Here is a 17,455-nt window from a genome sequence, read left to right on the forward strand (position 1 = left end):
CTAGAGCGCCCCACCGACAAACGCCCATGCCCCATCCGGCCGGGCTCTCCGCCAGACCACCGACGCCGCCCACGCCGACCACCAGGCCGCCGCGAGGGCCCCGACTTGGGCGAGCAGCAGGGCCGCGGGCAACCGAAGCAGGGGCGTACCGGAATAGAGCTCGACCAGCACGACCACGACGCTGACCAGGTAGACGGCCGAGGCCACGAGCGGCGCGACGGCCGCCACCGGACTGAGCCGCCAGGTGAGCACACTGAGATAACCCAGCCAGACACCGGCGCCGACCATGCCGATCTGCACGGACGAGGTGGGGACGAGCAGGGCGACTCCACCCACGAACGGCAGAAGCGCCCCACCGACCAGAACCCAGCGCGGCCAGCCCGCGCCCGGCGCCAGCGTCTCCGGCAGAACCGGCGTGGCCAGAATGAGCAGGGCCACGAACACCGGCGGCAGCGCGACCAGCCACGGAACCGGAACCGGCAGCGAGAGCGCCACGAGCGCGGCGGCCGCCATACTCAGAACCGCCGCGCTGAAGCCCACCTGAGCTCCCGGATCAGGCAACCCCAGCAAGGCGAAAACACGAGATTTCCGGACATGGCGGCCAGCCGGGATCCGAGGGCGGCCAGCGTCGGCGGCACCATACGTGGTCGCCACCCAGGCGGCCCAGCGCGCGGACTTCTCCCGCACCGCCTGCGTCCAGCTGTCCCACGCGGTCATGGCATGCGCCCCCGGCTTGCGCACCCGCTCCCCGTTCACCTGCCCCGATTCCGGCCCGACCACCTCACTCCGAGCAAACCAGGCGAACTCCCCGGACCCACCCACCGCATCAGGGACATCCATGATCTCCCTCTCCAGATCCGCGACCGCGATCGTCAGCAGATTGATGGCCTCCTCGGCGCTGATCCGCGCCGCTTGGTCCCTGCGCAGCAATCCGAGGATGGCCGGCCGCAACAGCCAGGTCCGCTGCACCGGCGGCGGCTCCTGCGTCAACGCGGCGACCGGATCCCGCCGGTCATACGGAGGCTCACCCTCGACCGCCGCGAACAACGTCGCCCCCAACGACCAGAGATCGCTCTCCGGCCCACCCTCCTCGCCTCTGATCCGCTCCGGCGCCATGTACGACAACGAGCCCACGATCGTCCCGCGCGTGGTGATCGTCGGATACCCCGCGGGCGGCGCGATGCCGAAATCCGTCAGCACGACCTCCCCGTCGGGACCGAGCAGGATGTTCCCCGGCCGGATGTCCCGATGCACGATCCCCGCCGCGTGCGCCACCCGCAGCGCGTCCAGCACGTGCAGCACGATCCGCGCGGCCTCCCGCTCCGGCAGCTGCCCGAGCCGGTCCAGCCGCTCCTCCAGCGACTCCACCTGGAGCAACTCCATGACGATCCAGAGATCATTGGAGTCGTCGACGACGTCGTGCACCCGGATCACCGACGGATGCCGCAACCGCGCCGTCGCCCGAGCCCACCGCCGGATCCGCCGAGCCGCCTGGTCGCGCGCCTCCGGCCCCGCGTGCACAGGGAAATACACCCGTTTGACCGCGACATCCCGCGCAAGCACCTCATCGTGGGCTTGCCACACCGAACCCATACCACCGCGCCCCAGTTCGCGTACCAGCCGGTAACGACTGGCGATTGCGCGGGCCTGCCTCACTCCCGAGTCCGGCATGTCCCGGAAATTACACAGGCCACCGCTCCACGTCCAGACTGTTGGAGTCAATGCCTCTCTGAAGCTTTCATCTGGAGCCCCAGCGGTACGCGATAGACCAGGTCACACCAATCCACAGCTGACACCCCATACACCGAAATTTCCTAGCTAAATGGTCGTGCGCCCGACTATCACGCGTGTTGGCCGCCCCGCCGCCCCCTGATAGGACGGAGATCACTTCAACCCAAACAGGAGGCACCATGCCGGGAAAATGGCTTCGCACCACCGTCGCCGTCGCCGCAGCCGCCGCCACCCTGCTCCCCGCCAGTCCCGCCAACGCCGCCAGCCCCTGCACGATCTCGGGCGCCCTCTGCCTCTATGACGGCCCGGGGTTCACCGGCAACCTGTTCACCGCCAGCGCCCTCACGCCGGCGGGCGTCTGCGTCAACCTGGCCGCACACGGCTGGGGCGGCGGCCGGGTGAAATCCGCCGTCAACAGAAACGCCAAAACGGCCGTCCTGTACGCCTCCACCAACTGCACCACCGGCGGCCCATTCCAGTACGTCTTCCCCAACCAGCTCGTTTCGCCCGTGGGTGTGACGGCTAACAGCGCGTTCGTGTATTAGCCGGGAAAGCCCAGGGCCGGCGTCCGGCCCTGGGACATTTCTCGTGGTCACGCGTGAATGTTTCATCGGCGCGCCCCGGTTCTCCGAACTGACCAGGGCCGCGCCCGCGACATGGTTGCCCGGCACGGAACGGCGTCATATCTTGCGGCGAAACAATTCGCACCATCTCACGAAACGTTTCGAAGCCCAGATCCCCTCGATCCGCCGTCCAGACCCGGGAGCCAAATTGATCAGATACCTGCGCCGTCTGACCGATCGTCCCAGCGCCGTGGCCCACCCGTCGAGGCTGGCCGCGCTGGCCGCCGCCGCGCTCGTGGTCGCGACCCCCCTCCCCGCGCAGGCCTCCACCCCGTCCTTCCACTGCCGGAACGGGTACGTCGGCCTGACCTACGACGACGGCCCCATCCCCGAGACCACGCCGACCCTGCTGCGCGCCCTGCGCAAGGCCAACGCGAAGGCCACGTTCTTCAACCTGGGTTCGGCTTCAGAGACCAACCCCGACCTCGTACGGGCCCAGCAGCGCGCCGGCATGTGGATCGCCAACCACACCATGACCCACCCGCACCTCACCCAGATCGGCGAACCCGCCGCGTTCAACGAGATCGCCGACACGCAGAAGGTGCTGCGCCGCATCACCGGCCACCGCCCCACCCTGTTCCGGCCGCCGTACGGCGAGACGAACGAGCAGGTCAGGGAGGACGCGCGCCGCCTGGGCCTGCTCGAGGTCCTGTGGACGGTGGACTCCAGGGACTGGGCGGGCGCCACCACCGAGGAGATCGTGGCCGCCGCCGACACACTCCAGCCCGGCGGCATCATCCTCATGCACGAATGGGCGCAGCCGTCCGTGGACGCCGTACCCCAGATCGTCAGCAACCTCCGCAAGCGCGGCCTGTGCCCCGGCAAGATCGTGTTCACGCCGCGCAAGGTGCCGTACAGCGACATCTTCTTCCACGCGGTGGCCGTCGCGCCCTGACGCTCATACGAAACGACGACGGCCCCCGGTGCGGGGGTCGTCGTCGGGTGGCGGAGGGCCTAGTGGCCGTACCGGCGTCTGAAGCGTTCGACGCGGCCGGCGCTGTCGACGATGCGGCCGCGGCCACTGTAGAAGGGGTGGCTCTCCGCGGAGACGTCCACCTCCACCAGCGGATAGGTGTTGCCGTCCTCCCATTCGATCGTCTTGGAACTGGTGACGGTCGAGCGGGTGAGGAACGCGAAGCCGGTGCTCGGGTCGCGGAAGACCACAGGATGGTACTCGGGGTGGATCTTCTTCTGCATGGTCATCTTTCCTCTCGGAAGACCACGTGCCTGCGGACGATCGGGTCGTACTTCTTCAGGGTGAGCCGGTCGGGGTGGTCACGGCGGTTCTTGCGGCTCACGTAGGTGAATCCGGTCCCGGCCGTCGACCTGAGCTTGATCACCGGTCGGAGAACGCTTCTGGCCATCGGCACTCCTCTCTGCGCCGTGTAATGCATTGAGAACCGTTTTCATTCCCGTATGGAGATGCTCCGCGTAACCCCCGATTTCTCCGGCGATTGACTAGCGTTGGAACGGTCAACGCCGCCCAACTCCCGGGAGAAGGCCATGACCTGGCACCGCCTCAGCGCCAAGCAGCAGGACCAAGCCACCGACTTCGCGAACGAACTGCGCGTCCTGGGCATCCCCGACGCCGACCCCGGCAGGTGCGCCGAGCATCTGAACAACTGCTTCCAGTGGAAGCGCGCCGAGATCACCCTCGCCCAGCTGTGCGAACACGCCGGCTGGACGATCCCCACCGACAGGTGACGGCGTTTCTTTCCACCTTACGCTTCCGGCCGCGGGCCGCCTGATCTAGAAACACGCCCCGCGATCGTGCGATCTTCAGAGGGTCCCCGATCTGGAGCCGTCGATGTCCAACCCGTACGGGTATGAGGGCTGGCAGTCGCCCTACAGTCCGCAGCCCGGCTACGAGCCACCGCCGCCCCCGCGCGCGAACCCCGTTCCCGCGCTGGTGACCCTCTTCACGCTCGCCTTCCTCATGCTCGCCGGCGGCGGTTTCTCCCTGTACGTCGTCCTCACGGATGAACCGTCCGCCCCCGCGGCCCCAACCCGTCAGGCGGTCATCCAGCCGAGCACCGAGGCATCCCAACCCGCCTCCCCGCCGGCCTCCCCATCCAGCCCGGCCCAGAACGCCGAGTCGCCGCCTCCCGCCCAGCCCCCCGCGGCGGCCCGTGGCGCGCTCCTGTCCGACAGCGGCGCCGGCAACAAGACCACGGCCCAGTTCACCGCGGACGACTCCTGGCAGATCCACTACACCTACGACTGCACCGCCAACCCGCTCGGCACCGGCCACGTCTCCGCCACCCTCAAAGCCGGCGAGGAACTGGTCGAGACCCCCTTCACTGAACTCGGGACGAAGGCCGACAAGACCATCCCGCAGTCCCGTGCGGGCACCTTCCACCTGGAGGTCATCTCCATCGGCTGCGAATGGACGATCGAGGTCACGGATCTCCTTTAGGCTGCGGGGGTGGATGCTCATGGGCGTACAGAACGTCTCGAACTCGCCGATCAGGAACTGCGGGAGTGGGAGGCGACGGTTCTCGACGCCACCCCTGACGGCATCGTGCTCAACCGCTCCGCCTTCTACCCCGGGGGCGGCGGGCAGCCGGCCGACGAGGGCACCCTGCTCTGGCAAGGCGTCGAAACCCGCATCGCCGGCGTACGCAAAGGTGACGACCTCTACCTGATCCCCGTCGAAGGCGAGCCCCTTCCCGCGCCCGGCACCGTCGTCCGCGCCGCCCTCGCCGACGACCGCCGATCCGCCCTGATGCGCACCCACTCCGGCCTCCACGTCCTGTGCGGCGTCGTCTTCCGCGACTACGGCGCCCTCGTCACCGGCGGCAACATGGAACCCGCCAAGGCCCTCGGCACCGGCGTCGTCGGCACCGCCCGCATGGACTTCAACCTCCCCGAGGTCCCGCCCGGCTTCAAAGAGGCCGTCGAAGCCGCCTGCAACGCCGAGATCGCCGCCGACCGCCGCGTCGACATCCGCGTCCTCCCCCGCGACCAGGCCTTCGCGATCCCGGACATCATCCGCACCGCCACCAACCTGATCCCCGACGACGTGAAGGAAGTCCGGATCGTCGACATCGTCGGCCTCGACTGCCAGGCCGACGGCGGCACCCACGTCGCCTCCACCCGCCAGATCGGCCGCGTCCGCGTCGCCAAAATCGAAAGCAAGGGCAGAGGCTTCCGCCGCGTACGCCTCGAAGTCGCCGACTGAGGTCTCTCTAATGCGTCGGTGGCGTCAGCCCATAACGCGCCACGACGTCGTCCAGCCAATCAGGATCGCCATAGGTCAGGCCGTATCTCTCCGCGAGTTCGGTGAATTCGGCCGTCTCGTGGAGGCTCATGCCGGCGGGCGGTTCGACAGCGGCGAAAAGCTCACTGAGCTCACGGAAGTAACTCTCGAAGCCACCCGGCGTAATGATTTCGACGATGCGCCCGGGCGTCGTCCCCGCATTCCACATGGCGTGCATCCGCCCCCGCGGCTTCGTGATGTACCCGCCGGGCCCCAGCACGATCTCGTCGTTATCGGACCGGAAGCCGATCTGGCCTTCCAGCACGACGGAGTGCTCGTCCTCACGCGTATGCAGATGCGGCGCGGTGATCGTCCCCACCGCGAACGGATGCTCGAGAATGGCCACCCGGCCGTCGTTGTCACGGCTGTGAAGCTTGAACACCGCGCCGAAACCCCCGATGGCGACCGATTCCCCACCCCCGGACCGCACCACCTTCACGTCCTCGCTCCTCCACAGTTCCGCAGGTCATCGAGGGGGAAGGCCGTCTCACCACGCTAACCCATGTCGACGACCCCGACCACGTCAGACGTCGGAAGGGTGGTGTTCTCGACTCCGCCTTCCTGATAGGCACGCGAGTCCATGGAGACGTGGCGGTTGTCCCCCTGGACCCAGACACGTCCCTGCGGAACAGTCAGCGGGCCGAATCGGGAATACGACGCCGGAGGCTCCTTGATGTACGGCTCCTCCAAGGGCTGCCCATCCAAAACCATCCGCCCACGATCGTCGCAGCACTCCACGGCGACCCCGGCGTTTCTGCCGTTTCAGTAATTCCGCGAGGCGTCGTGCTCCAATTCGGCGACGGATCGGCGTGGTGCTCGCGGGACGGTGGACCGTAGCCGAACCTGATGATCATTTGGGGGTGGCCGCGGCGATTTCGAAAGGCTCAGCCGCCAGGGTCCCGTTCGCCCGCCGTTCCATCCAGGGCCGAAGGTCCCGCGTTGGCAGGGATTGCGGACCTCTATCCCGGGGCCCTCCAGCTCTAAAGACAAATCCAGCCAAGGAGTGTCATTGGGGTGCGAAGAACACGACGAGAACCCTCTGAAAGGGGCCTCATGATGGCCACCACCGAAGGACGCCGCACCGTCCGCACCTCCCCCTCCTTCAGCGCGCCGGTGGCATCGACCGCGACGCCCCCGGTGAACCCGGTGAACCCGGTGAACCCGGTCGACTACGTCTGGGCCGTCGCCCGCATCGCCCTCGGCTGGGTCTTCCTCTGGGCCTTCCTGGACAAGCTGTTCGGCTGGGGCCTGGCCACCCCCGCCGCCAAGGCGTGGATCAACGGCGGCAGCCCGACCACCGGCTTCCTCAAGGGCGCCGGCGAGAACGCCCTCGGCGGCTTCTACGCCGGGCTGGCCGGCCAGGCCTGGGTCGACTGGCTGTTCATGACCGGCCTGCTCGGCATCGGCGCCGCCCTCATCCTCGGCGCGGGCATGCGCATCGCCGCCGCAGCCGGAACCCTGCTGCTGGCCATGATGTGGGCGGCCGAACTCCCCCTGGCCAACAACCCCTTCATGGACGACCACATCGTCTACGCCATCGTCCTGATCGGCCTGGCCCTGGCCTCCGCCGGCGACACCCTCGGCCTCGGCAGGTGGTGGGGACGCACCGCGATCGTCACCCGGTACCCGTTCCTCAAGTAGCCGAGCCACCCGGGACGCCCATCCACAGCGGATGGGCGTCCCGTGTTTTCTGCTCTCGCCGGTGGATCACGGATGCCACACTGACGGTCATGATCCAGCTACCCCCGATCCTCGCGGATCTGCGGAGTTACCGGCGAGCGTGGCTGCGCGGCGACCTGCTGGCCGGGCTCACCGTGGCGGGATATCTGGTGCCGCAGGTCATGGCGTACGCGACGGTGGCGGGGTTGCCGCCGGTGGCCGGGCTCTGGGCGGTCCTTGCGCCGCTGGCGCTCTATCCGCTGTTCGGGTCGTCGCGGCAGCTGTCGATCGGCCCCGAGTCGTCGACCGCCTTGATGACCGCCGTCGCGATCGGGCCGCTGGCCGCCGGCGATCCCACGCGGTACGCGGCACTGGCGACTTCGCTGGCCGTCATGGTGGGCGTGCTGGCCGTGGCCTGCTGGGCGCTCCGGCTGGGTTTCGTCGCCAATCTGCTGTCCCGGCCCGTCCTGGTCGGATATCTCGCCGGGCTCGCCCTCACGATGATCGTCTCGCAGCTGGGGCGGACCACGGGGATCCCGATCGAGGGCAACGAGTTCTTCGACGAATTGCTCTCGTTCGCGCGCGGGCTGCCGCGGATCCACGTGCCGACGCTGCTGTTCGCCGTGGCCGTTCTGGTCTTCCTGTTCCTGCTGAAACGGCTGCTGCCCGCCGTGCCCGGCCCGCTCCTGGCGGTTCTGATCGCCACCGCCGTAGTCATGATCTTCGGTATCGAACGCTACGGGATCGAGGTCGTCGGGCCGATCCCCACCGGGCTCCCGGCGCCCGCGCTGCCGGTGAACGTGGACTTCAGCGACCTCGTCCTGCCCGCCATCGGCGTCCTCCTGGTCGGCTACACCGACAACGTGCTCACCGGCCGGTCCTTCGCCGAGCGGCACAAGCAGGAGATCGACGCCAACCGGGAGCTCCTCGCGCTGGGCGCGGCCAACGTGGGCGCCGGGGTGTTCCAGGGTTTTCCGGTCAGCAGCAGCGGCAGCCGTACCGCGCTGGCCGACGCGGTGGGCAGCCGCACCCAGCTGTACTCGCTGGTCACCCTGGCCGGGGTGGTCGTCGTCCTGATCGCCGCGGGACCGCTGCTGGCGGCGTTCCCCGTGGCGGCCCTCGGCGCCATCGTCATCTACGCCGCGATCCAGCTGATCGACGTGGCCCAGTTCCGGCGCCTGTTCGCGTTCCGCCGCAGCGAACTGCTGCTCGCGCTCGCCGCCTGCGTCAGCGTCCTGGTCTTCGACATCCTGTACGGCGTGCTGCTCGCCGTGGCTCTCTCCGTCGCGGACCTGCTCGCCCGCGTGGCCCGCCCCCACGACGCGATCCTCGGCGTCGTTCCCGGCCTGGCGGGCATGCACGACGTCGACGACTATCCGCAGGCGCGTACCATTCCCGGGCTGGTCGTCTACCGGTACGACTCGCCGCTGTTCTTCGCGAACGCGCAGAACTTCCGCCGCCGCGCGCTGGCCGCCGTCGACGAGCACGAGGGGCCGGTCCACTGGTTCGTCCTCAACGCGGAGGCGAATGTGGAGGTCGACATCACCGCGCTGGACGCCGTGGAATCGCTCCGCTCGGAGCTGGCCGGCCGGGGCGTCGTGTTCGCCATGGCCCGGGTGAAACAGGATCTCCGGGATTCACTCGACGCTTTCGGGCTGACGGCCTCGGTGGGGGCGGACCATCTGTTTCCGACTCTGCCGACCGCTGTCGCCGCGTACGAGGAGTGGCGGGCCGGCCATCCGTGACCTCAGTAGGTTGCGGACTTCGCCCGTACCGTGATGTGGCCTTCGGCCTGAATCTTGCCGCGGGTCGCTCTGGTGAAAGCGAGCCAGGCCGCGCGGCGGATGTCCTCGGTCACCACGTCGCCGGGCTGGTTGAGCAGCGACACCTCGATCTGCACGGTGCCGTCGACGTCGAGCAGGCGGACGTCGGGGTTCTCGCCGAGTCGCCGGGCGATGGGGGTGACCGCCTCGGCGACAGCTCGGCGGACGATCGGGCCGGTGGGGGCCACGGCCTTGGCGCAGGCCGCGAGGAGTTCGTCCGGTTCGCACACCGCCATGGCTTCCCCGGCGAGGGTGGAACCCGCGGGAGGACGGCCCGCGATCAGGAGCGGGACACCGGTGCGGACCGCGCACATCGCTCCGGCTTCCCGCATGGTGAAGGGCCCGGGGACCGGCCTGACGTCCACCACCAGATCGACCACCTCGGGTCTCAGCGGGCAACGGCCGCCCACCGCCAGCCCGACGCAGGGCGCCGGTCCCACATCGGCCCCCGCCGGATGGCAGAACGCGACGTCGTGGCCGTCGAGGGCCAGGATCGCCCCGGGGACCGTTCCAGCGGCCGGGATGGATTCGGTGACGAGCACTTTCATGGAGGCCACCTTGCCCGGCCGCGGCTTCATCGCGGTAGAGGCCCGAAGTCCTCTGTGAAAGGCCAAGAGTCCTTTTCCCGAAACCGCGCCACCAAATTCGATTTTTCCCATTAATTCCCGTTAATGGGGTCCAAGTCAGTACACGGGTGGGAAGACCTGCTCGCCGCCGGTCGCCGGTGTGTCGATTGTCGAGACCGCGTCCACGATTCCGTCGATCTGGCGAATCGCCTGGAGGAGTCTGGCGGCCTCCGCCGCCGTGGCCTTCCCGCCGACGGTGACCACGCCGCCGCTGATCTCGACGGTCAGCGCCGCCGGATCCAGTCCGAGCGTGTCGCGGATGACGGCGGTGATCTCCTCGTGCAGGTCGCCGACCGGCCGCGCGAAGACACGCAGCAGGTCGGACTGGTGCAGGGTGCCGCAGACACGGCCGGTGACCGCGTCGATGACCGGCAGCTGCTTGACGCGGTTCTCGTGCATCAGGCGCGCCGCCGCCTTGACCGGGGTGCCGGGCGTGACGACGATCGCCGGCGAGGTCATCAGCTGCATCGCCGTCACCCCGGCCGCCTTGCGCCGCTCCTCACGCCGGGCCGGGGACAGGGACCCCAGGCCATGCCGTACCGGTTCGGTCTCCTTGAGCAGCAGGTCGTCCTCCGAGACCACGCCCACCGGACGGCGGTCCTGGTCGATGACGGTGACGGCGCCGACCTTGAAACGCTGCATGGCGGCCACGATCTCGCCGAAGCCCGCGTCCTGGGTGACCGCGATCGCGACGCGTCCCATGACGTCCATGACTTCCATCGGCATCTCACTCTCCTTCATCTCCGACCCGCCCTCAGGACGTGATCCGGACGATGCCCACCGGGCAGGGGGCGTGGTGCATCATGGCCTGGCTGATCGACCCGAGGAGCATGCCCGTCAGGATGCCGTGCCCGTGCGAGCCGACGACGAGCAGGTCAGCGCCCTCGGCCGCGTGACTCAGGGCGTCGACGGGGTGCCCTTGGACGACGTCCGTCGACGCCCGCACGTCCGGGTAGGTCTCCTGCCATCCGGCCAGGGCCTCGGCCAGCGTGCGCCTGCTGGCCTCCGGTTCGGTTCCGAGAACGTCCGTACGGATGAGGTCGTGCCAGTCCCAGGCGAGAACGGCGCGCAGGTCGTTCCCGCGCAGGGCCGCCTCCTTGAAGGCGAACTCGAGAACGGCGGGCTGGGCGGTCGAGCCGTCCACCCCCACCACGATCTCCGGCCGGGGCGGCGACCGCCATTTCCGTACGACGACGACATCGCACACCGCGTGCCCGGCCACCCCGTACGCGACGGAGCCGACCAGCTTCCCGCGCAGCGCCCCGAGTCCGGAGTCTCCGACGACCAGCAGATCGGCTTCGCGCGACTCCTTGATGAGGGCCAGCCGGGGGTCGTCGCCCACCAGCGCCGGCTCGACGCGTACCTTCGGCTCGGCGCGCTGCGCCGCGGCGACGGCCTCGGCGAGCGCGACGTGCCCGCCGTCCCGCATCCAGCTCGCGACCCCGCTGTACGGCCCGGCCTGCCCCCGGTCGAGGCACCAGGCGGGCACCGCGTACACGACCCGCAGCGGCACGTCGCGGAGGACGGCCTCGTGAGCCGCCCACGCCACCGCCTCCAATCCGGCGCGCAGGCCGTCCACTCCGACGATGATCACGATGTCCTCCCGCGGGGTCGATGCTGCCTTCATGTTCCGCGGTCAGTACCGCGGTGAAAAGGGCCGATCGGCCCGAACCGACAGGGCCTCCGTCCTGGGCGCTAACGGTGGCCCAGTCCGTCGGATGCCGGGTCCACCAGTTCGAGGCGGAACAGGGCGGAGCCGACCTGCCCGGGGCCGGTCGCTGTTCCCACCTGGCCGGCGACCGCTTTGAGAATGTCGATCGTCGTGATGATGCCGACGGTCCAGCCCGCCTCGTCCACCACGGGAAGCGCGTCCCTGCCGCAGTCGAGCTCCCCCTCGATGGGACCGCATCGAGCGGGGCGTGCGCTGCGGCCGAACGTCGTCTTGGTACGGACTTTCGTCCCTGTCCGCCCGGAAACCCGCTGCCGAGACTGGGGGCGACGGACGAACCACCCGACCAGGAGCGACAGATGGCGAGTGAGAAGGTCCCGGGGCTTTCGTGGACGGAGGCGGCCGAACGGCGCAGGCGGGACGGGGCCAACGTGCTGCCCCGGCAGCCGGCCGTCCCGCTGTGGCGCCGGGTCACCGGCCAGCTCCGCGACCCCCTGATCCTCGTCCTCCTGGTCGCGGCGGTGCTGACCGTGGCCACGGGCGACTGGGCCGACATGGTCGTGATCCTTCTGGTGATCGTGGTCAACACCTCGGTGGGGGTAGGCCAGGAGATCCGCGCCGACCGTGCCATCGCGGCCCTGTCGGAGCTCGCCGCCCCGGCCGCGCGGGTGATCCGGGACGGCTCGCAGGCGCAGATCCCGGCGGCCGACGTGGTCGTGGGGGATCTTCTGGTCCTGGCCGAGGGCGACATCGTGCCCGCCGACGCCCGGGTGGTGGAGGCGGCGGCGTTGCTGGTCGACGAATCGGCGCTGACCGGCGAGTCGGTGCCGGTCGACAAGGGCCAGGAGGAGACGGTCTCCTCGGGCACGGTCGTGGTCCGGGGACGAGGCCGGGCGGAGGTCACGGCCGTCGGGACCGCCAGCGCGACCGGGCGCATAGCGGCCCTGATGGTCAAGACGGCCGGTCTCACGCCCCTGCAGCGACGGCTGGTGGGCGTCGGCCGCATGCTGGCCGGGGTCGCCGTGCTGCTGTGCGCGATCGTGCTGGCCCTGGGCCTGGTACGCGGCCAGCCGGTCGAACTCATGGTGGTGACCGCGATCAGCCTGGTGGTGGCGGCCGTACCCGAATCGCTGCCCGCGGTCGTGACCCTGAGCCTGGCGATGGGGGCCCGGCGGATGGCGGCCCGCCACGCCCTCGTACGCAAACTGCCCGCCGTGGAGACGCTGGGGTCGGTGACCGTGCTCGCCACCGACAAGACCGGCACCCTGACCGAGGGCCGGATGGTCGCCCGGCGCATCTGGACGCCCTCGGGAGAGGCCGAGATCACGGGCTCCGGGTACGGCCCCGAGGGCGAGATCATTCATACATCCCTGGACGGTGCGAGCTTTACCGACCTGCTGGAGGCGGCGGCGCTGTGCAACGACGCGAGACTGTCTCCTCCGCGGGACAACGGCGGGGAATGGACGGCGCTGGGCGACCCGACTGAGGCGGCGCTACTCGCCGCCGCCGCGAAGCTGGGTATCGCCGGTTCCGAGGTGCGGCAGCGATTTCCCCGGATCGCCGAGCATCCCTTCGACAGCGACCGCAAACGCATGACCACCGTGCACCGGCTTCCGGACGGCCGCGTCCGGGTGATCTGCAAGGGCGCGCCCGAAGCGCTGCTCCATTCGCCGATCCTGACCGATGACCCGGCGCTCCTGGCCCGCGCCGCCGTACAGGCCGAACAGCTTGCCCGAAACGGCTACCGCGTCCTGGCCGTCGCCAGGCGCGACCTGCCGGACATGCCGGAAATCGTCGAAGAGAACGGGCTGACCCTGCTCGGTCTGATCGCGATCCTGGATCCGCCGCGACCCGCAGCCGCCGCCACTGTCGCCGCCTGCCGCCAGGCCGGGATCAGAACCGTCCTGATCACCGGCGACCATCCCGGCACCGCCCGCGCCATCGCCACCGACCTGGGCATCATCGGCCCGGACGACCCGATAGCGGACTGCCGGACACCGGAACCACCCGACCCGGACAAGGTCAGCGTCTACGCCCGGGCCACCCCCGAACAGAAACTCGACATCATCCAGAGCATGCGGGACCGCGGCGACGTCCTGGCGATGACCGGCGACGGCGTCAACGACGGACCCGCGCTGCGCCGCGCCGACATCGGCGTGGCGATGGGAGAACGCGGCACCGAAGTCGCCCGCCAGGCCGCTGACCTGGTGCTGGCCGACGACGACCTCGACACGGTGGTGGCGGCCGTCGAGGAGGGCCGGCGCGTCTACACCAACATCCGCCGGTTCCTCGTCTACGCGCTGTCGGGCGGCGCGGCCGAAATCGCCGTGATGCTCCTCGGACCGTTCGCCGGCCTCGCCCTGCCGCTACTGCCCGCCCAGATCCTCTGGATCAACCTGCTCACCCACGGACTGCCGGGGGTCGCCCTCGGCGGCGAACCCGCCGTGAAAGGCAGCATGTCCCGCCCACCCCGGCCTCCCGCCGAAAGCATCCTCGGCGCGGGCCTGTGGCAGCGGGTACTCCGCATCGCCGTCGTCCTCACCGCGGTCACCCTCGGCGTCGCCATCTGGGCCCACCAGACCGGACGCCCCTGGCAGAGCATGGCCTTCTTCGCCCTGGGCGCCACCCAACTCGGCGTCGCGATCGGCTCCCGCGCCCGCCCCGGCTCACTCTCCAACCCGCTCCTGCTCCTCGCCGTCGCCGGCGCCCTCCTCCTCCAACTCGCCGGCCTCTACTTCCCACCCCTCCGCAACCTCCTCAACACCGCCCCCCTGCCCCTCGGCGACCTGCTCATCGTGTCCGCCCTGTCCGTCCTGGGGTACGCCGCCGTACGACTCGACCGAATCCTCCACCCAAGCCATCGTCCGAATACCCGGGGAACCCGCGACCAGCTCACCGCGAAAGCAGCGACCAATTCACCACGCAACCAGCGACCATCTCACCGCGACTTGCCATAACTGGAGCATGGTCGCCACCTCACTCGGGACGCGGCCGGTCTGGTCCCACACACCCAGCACCCAACCTTCTCCTTCGGCAACCGAATGCCGGTCGTTCCGTCTGCGCCTTGTGGGTTCCCCGCTTGAACGCAATCCGTCCCCCACTCGTGATGCGGCGTGGGTGGGCACCCATGGCCACACTGGACATCCTTCCAACCTTGGCGTACGGCGATCTGCTGCATCGCCCCACCAAGCCGCCTGTTGAGCAGCTTCAGGAGTTTCCGGTATCCCTAGGCGTCGGCACGTGGATTTTCGAGGCCTTGTCACTGCGACCGAGCAGTACTGCCGCCTCGCTCAGGACGTCCGCGGCGGCCATCACCTGCTCCGCGTGTCTCCTGGCCGCCGCCGCGACCGACCGGTACAGATCCTCCGCCACGTCAACAACGAAGGCCCCATAGATGCGATCTTCTGCCGCCATCGCGACTTGGACATGGCCGGCGAACACCCCATGCATGGCCGCCGACAGCTCGGCCGGCCCGTCCGCTGTCTTCACCGCTCCAACTCGCTCGGCGTCGGCGGGCGCATAGAACCAGACGCTGACATCTCCCCCGAACTCCTCAAGACAGCCGAACGCCCACAGCTCTCCCGAGCATTCAAAGATCCCAGCGACAGGACGATCCTCGGGCCCTATCGCGCGGACCAGGGCCACGTTGAGATTGGGAAACCAGGGGTGCGCTCCGAGAACGAGAGGTAAGGCCATGGGCTCACGGTAACTCTCGGGTACGACAGCCCGAAGACCCCGAACTGAAATTCGAGCACTTCGTTCCACTTCACCTTGTGCCACCTGTTCTTGGCCCTTTGACGAGGGGTCCCAGGCGAACGCTCATAAGCAGATGACGCCGTGGCGACGGCGCAACGGGACGCGCCGCGCTGGAAGTGCAGCTGGAACACGCGTGTGTTCCCTATCAGATGCTCGAACTGAAGGCCGCTACCGCGTATCCCGGCGTCACTCTGTTGATCACATTGTTCACCATCTGCACGGTTATCTTGTCCAACGGAACATCGGTGAGTAGGGGGATCGAGGACGTGACGGAATTGTCGAGGGGCCCTTCTCCGTCGACTTCCGCGAGTGCTTGGGCCGGGTTCGCCTGGAGGCCCGGGTTCGCCTGTAGATAATCGACCTGGGCGGGGGTCAGTTCGCGGATGTAGGGGAAGCCATCGATCTTGATGAGCAGGAGGTTTCCGATGAGGATGAACGCGTTGGCGCTTTCCTGGACCGCTGCCATGAGCGCGGCAACAGCTTCCGCCTGAACCTTGCTGGCCTGGGCCGCAGGCTCGTCGTACCAGCGGATTTCGGCACCGGCTTTGAGTTTGTCGGCCGACTGTTCCAGTCGCTCATCGGTGAAGTATCTCCGGACGCGGACGACGAACGCCTGCCAGATCGAGCCGCGCACCTGGGGTCCGGCTTCGGCGATTTCCAGGCCGAACGCCTCGGCGGCCTGAGCCAGCGCGGCGAGAACCGGGGCGTGGTCACGTTCGTCACTGAGATAGACAATCGCCGCCGAGAGCGTGCCCGGATCCCTGGAAACCTTCCTGAGAATGCGGCGCATCGCCTCGTCGGCGGCCGGATCAGGCGTCGGGGCGACGAGAGACGGGTTGTTAGCCGACGAGGGAGAGGTCACTGCGACTCCTGACGTTTCCGGACTCTGTTCCGCACTCTAGGGCCGGACCCGCCCGGCAACCCTACGAAGCGGCAAAGCTCCAGCGGCGATCGATCGCAACCGTGCCTGACTACCCCAACTGATCAATAACCTGATTATGGGTATGTGGCACCGAGGGAACTCCGACAGACTTTGTGTCTTTGTTCTCTGATCACGGCATCCCAATTGAGGACGTCTCGCGCCTGGTCGGACACTCAAACACGGTCATCACAAGAGTAGGTCTACCGTCCTCATCCAAGGAGGGCGACTGCGATGGACGCATTTTCCCGCAGGTGCGACACGTAGCCGTTCAGCATGTCACCCAGTTCGTCACTCAGACCCCGTTTCCTTGATCGGAGACGGGTCTTTTCGCTGGTGGGCGGTACTGGGTTCGAACCAGTGACCCCTCGCTTGTAAGGCGAGTGCTCTACCGCTGAGCTAACCGCCCTCGGCCGGGTTACACCCTACGGTACCGGGGGCGTTGTCGGCACATCAGATCATCGTGGCGAGGGTTCGGTGTCCCAGGTGCACGCCTGATGATCAAGGTTTAGGGCTTCGGTGGGGCTTCGGGGACTCGGATGACGATTCGGTTGGTTGCGGTGCCTGTGGACTGGGTGGTCCAGGCGGAGGAGATGTCGGTCAGGGGGGTGACGGTGTGGTCGACGGAGAGGGTGCCGGTGGCGGCGTGGGTGAAGATCTCGGTGAGGGCGGTGTGGCGTTGGGCAGGGGTGAGGGCGTTGTTGGTGTAGCCGAGGAGGGAGGCGGTGGAGGCGCGGAGGCTGGAGGAAGTGAAGGTGGCGGAGTCGGAGGCGGAGCCGCCCAGGTTGACGATTCGGGCGCCGGGGGCGAGGACGCGGGAGGCGGCGGTGGCGGGGATGCCGAAGACCGGGTCGATGACGACGTCGGCCAGGCCGTCGAGGGCTTCGCGGAGGTGGAGGGTGAGGGTGTCGGGGGTGTGGTCGGGGTGGAGGGCGACGACGGCGTCGGCGCCATTCTTGGTGGCGAGGGCCTGGGCGCGGGGGGAGCGGCAGACGGCGACGACTCGGCGGGCGCCGAGGAGGCGGGCCGCCTGGACCGCGACCTGGCCGACCGCGCCGCCGGCGCCGAGCACGATGACCTGTTCGCCGGGGCGGAGGGCGGCGCGCCAGGTGAGGGACATCCAGGCGGCGACGGCGGAGAGGCCGAGCGAGGCCGCGGTCTCGTCGGGGGTGCCGTCCGGGATGGGGACCAGGTCGTCGCTGGGTACGGCGCACAGGTCGGCCATGCTGCCGTCGCCGGGTTGCATGCCGGCCTGGGTGGGAAACCACACGCGGGTGCCGTCGGCTAGGCGGCCGACGCCTTGCACGCCCGGGATGTACGGCAGGGCGGGCTGCCCGAAATAGGACGTTCCGCTTGCGCACAGGACGTCCAGTGGGGTGATGGGTGCGGC

At 69.0% G+C, this 17,455-nt stretch carries 20 protein-coding genes and 1 tRNA gene; 8 read left to right on the plus strand and 13 right to left on the minus strand.

Annotated features, from left to right (window positions below):
* Positions 1-1,671 carry a serine/threonine-protein kinase gene (locus Aph01nite_RS34545; protein WP_204045259.1) on the minus strand — a complete coding sequence of 557 codons (1,671 nt, stop codon included), beginning with the start codon at positions 1,669-1,671 and terminating at the stop codon, positions 1-3.
* Between the two features lie 239 nt (positions 1,672-1,910).
* On the opposite strand from Aph01nite_RS34545, the gene Aph01nite_RS34550 reads away from it, so the two are divergent.
* Together Aph01nite_RS34550 and Aph01nite_RS34555 are read left to right on the plus strand one after the other, a co-directional pair.
* The gene (locus tag Aph01nite_RS34550) at positions 1,911-2,276 is read left to right on the plus strand and encodes a peptidase inhibitor family I36 protein (protein ID WP_204045260.1); all 366 of its coding nucleotides are present in this window, start codon (positions 1,911-1,913) and stop codon (positions 2,274-2,276) included.
* Positions 2,277-2,502: 226 nt separating this feature from the next.
* Positions 2,503-3,249 carry a polysaccharide deacetylase family protein gene (locus Aph01nite_RS34555; protein WP_204045261.1) on the plus strand — a complete coding sequence of 249 codons (747 nt, stop codon included), beginning with the start codon at positions 2,503-2,505 and terminating at the stop codon, positions 3,247-3,249.
* Positions 3,250-3,308: 59 nt separating this feature from the next.
* On the opposite strand, the gene Aph01nite_RS34560 is transcribed toward Aph01nite_RS34555, so the two are convergent.
* On the minus strand, positions 3,309-3,551 hold the full coding sequence (locus tag Aph01nite_RS34560; protein ID WP_204045262.1) for a type B 50S ribosomal protein L31: 243 nt from the start codon (positions 3,549-3,551) through the stop codon (positions 3,309-3,311).
* A gap of 2 nt (positions 3,552-3,553) precedes the next feature.
* A complete protein-coding gene (rpmG, locus tag Aph01nite_RS34565) occupies positions 3,554-3,718 on the minus strand; it encodes a 50S ribosomal protein L33 (RefSeq protein ID WP_204045263.1) in 165 nt (54 codons plus the stop codon).
* Between the two features lie 139 nt (positions 3,719-3,857).
* On the opposite strand from rpmG, the gene Aph01nite_RS34570 reads away from it, so the two are divergent.
* From Aph01nite_RS34570 to Aph01nite_RS34580, 3 genes are all read left to right on the plus strand, one after another.
* The gene (locus Aph01nite_RS34570) at positions 3,858-4,058 is read left to right on the plus strand and encodes a hypothetical protein (RefSeq protein WP_204045264.1); all 201 of its coding nucleotides are present in this window, start codon (positions 3,858-3,860) and stop codon (positions 4,056-4,058) included.
* A gap of 103 nt (positions 4,059-4,161) precedes the next feature.
* On the plus strand, positions 4,162-4,770 hold the full coding sequence (locus tag Aph01nite_RS34575) for a hypothetical protein (RefSeq protein WP_204045265.1): 609 nt from the start codon (positions 4,162-4,164) through the stop codon (positions 4,768-4,770).
* A gap of 9 nt (positions 4,771-4,779) precedes the next feature.
* Positions 4,780-5,535 carry an alanyl-tRNA editing protein gene (locus Aph01nite_RS34580; protein ID WP_204045266.1) on the plus strand — a complete coding sequence of 252 codons (756 nt, stop codon included), beginning with the start codon at positions 4,780-4,782 and terminating at the stop codon, positions 5,533-5,535.
* Between the two features lie 7 nt (positions 5,536-5,542).
* Here the strand turns inward: Aph01nite_RS34580 and Aph01nite_RS34585 are convergent, their stop codons facing one another.
* Entirely contained in the window at positions 5,543-6,052 is a 510-nt protein-coding gene (locus Aph01nite_RS34585) for a cupin domain-containing protein (protein WP_204045267.1), read from the minus strand.
* 56 nt (positions 6,053-6,108) lie between these two features.
* Complete coding sequence (locus tag Aph01nite_RS42770; protein ID WP_373872361.1) at positions 6,109-6,351, minus strand: S26 family signal peptidase; 243 nt, start codon at positions 6,349-6,351, stop codon at positions 6,109-6,111.
* 318 nt (positions 6,352-6,669) lie between these two features.
* Between Aph01nite_RS42770 and Aph01nite_RS34590 the strand changes: the two genes are divergently transcribed.
* Both Aph01nite_RS34590 and Aph01nite_RS34595 read left to right on the plus strand, forming a co-directional pair.
* The gene (locus tag Aph01nite_RS34590) at positions 6,670-7,254 is read left to right on the plus strand and encodes a DoxX family membrane protein (protein ID WP_204045277.1); all 585 of its coding nucleotides are present in this window, start codon (positions 6,670-6,672) and stop codon (positions 7,252-7,254) included.
* Positions 7,255-7,343: 89 nt separating this feature from the next.
* Positions 7,344-9,017: a SulP family inorganic anion transporter gene (locus tag Aph01nite_RS34595; protein WP_204045268.1), complete on the plus strand. Its 1,674-nt coding sequence runs from the start codon at positions 7,344-7,346 to the stop codon at positions 9,015-9,017.
* A 2-nt stretch (positions 9,018-9,019) separates the two neighbouring features.
* Here the strand turns inward: Aph01nite_RS34595 and Aph01nite_RS34600 are convergent, their stop codons facing one another.
* The 4 genes from Aph01nite_RS34600 to Aph01nite_RS34615 form a co-directional block, all read right to left on the minus strand.
* Positions 9,020-9,643 (minus strand): hypothetical protein, encoded by a 624-nt coding sequence (locus tag Aph01nite_RS34600; RefSeq protein WP_204045269.1) that lies wholly within the window; start codon positions 9,641-9,643, stop codon positions 9,020-9,022.
* Positions 9,644-9,778: 135 nt separating this feature from the next.
* On the minus strand, positions 9,779-10,447 hold the full coding sequence (locus Aph01nite_RS34605) for a CBS domain-containing protein (RefSeq protein WP_239162203.1): 669 nt from the start codon (positions 10,445-10,447) through the stop codon (positions 9,779-9,781).
* Positions 10,448-10,475: 28 nt separating this feature from the next.
* On the minus strand, positions 10,476-11,315 hold the full coding sequence (locus tag Aph01nite_RS34610; RefSeq protein WP_204045270.1) for a universal stress protein: 840 nt from the start codon (positions 11,313-11,315) through the stop codon (positions 10,476-10,478).
* A gap of 101 nt (positions 11,316-11,416) precedes the next feature.
* Positions 11,417-11,581, minus strand: coding sequence for a hypothetical protein (locus tag Aph01nite_RS34615; RefSeq protein ID WP_204045271.1), 165 nt, complete (start codon positions 11,579-11,581; stop codon positions 11,417-11,419).
* A 168-nt stretch (positions 11,582-11,749) separates the two neighbouring features.
* On the opposite strand from Aph01nite_RS34615, the gene Aph01nite_RS34620 reads away from it, so the two are divergent.
* A complete protein-coding gene (locus Aph01nite_RS34620) occupies positions 11,750-14,347 on the plus strand; it encodes a cation-translocating P-type ATPase (RefSeq protein ID WP_204045272.1) in 2,598 nt (865 codons plus the stop codon).
* 250 nt (positions 14,348-14,597) lie between these two features.
* Here Aph01nite_RS34620 and Aph01nite_RS34625 read toward each other — a convergent pair whose 3' ends face one another.
* The 4 genes from Aph01nite_RS34625 to Aph01nite_RS34640 all read right to left on the minus strand — a co-directional run.
* Entirely contained in the window at positions 14,598-15,086 is a 489-nt protein-coding gene (locus tag Aph01nite_RS34625; protein ID WP_204045273.1) for a hypothetical protein, read from the minus strand.
* Positions 15,087-15,291: 205 nt separating this feature from the next.
* The gene (locus tag Aph01nite_RS34630) at positions 15,292-16,008 is read right to left on the minus strand and encodes a hypothetical protein (RefSeq protein WP_204045274.1); all 717 of its coding nucleotides are present in this window, start codon (positions 16,006-16,008) and stop codon (positions 15,292-15,294) included.
* A gap of 391 nt (positions 16,009-16,399) precedes the next feature.
* Positions 16,400-16,474, minus strand: a tRNA-Val gene (locus tag Aph01nite_RS34635).
* 99 nt (positions 16,475-16,573) lie between these two features.
* On the minus strand, positions 16,574-17,455 hold an 882-nt coding region (locus tag Aph01nite_RS34640; protein ID WP_204045275.1), incomplete at its 5' end, for a quinone oxidoreductase family protein.

The organism is Acrocarpospora phusangensis (assembly GCF_016862995.1).
GTDB classification, from domain to species: Bacteria; Actinomycetota; Actinomycetes; order Streptosporangiales; family Streptosporangiaceae; genus Acrocarpospora; species Acrocarpospora phusangensis.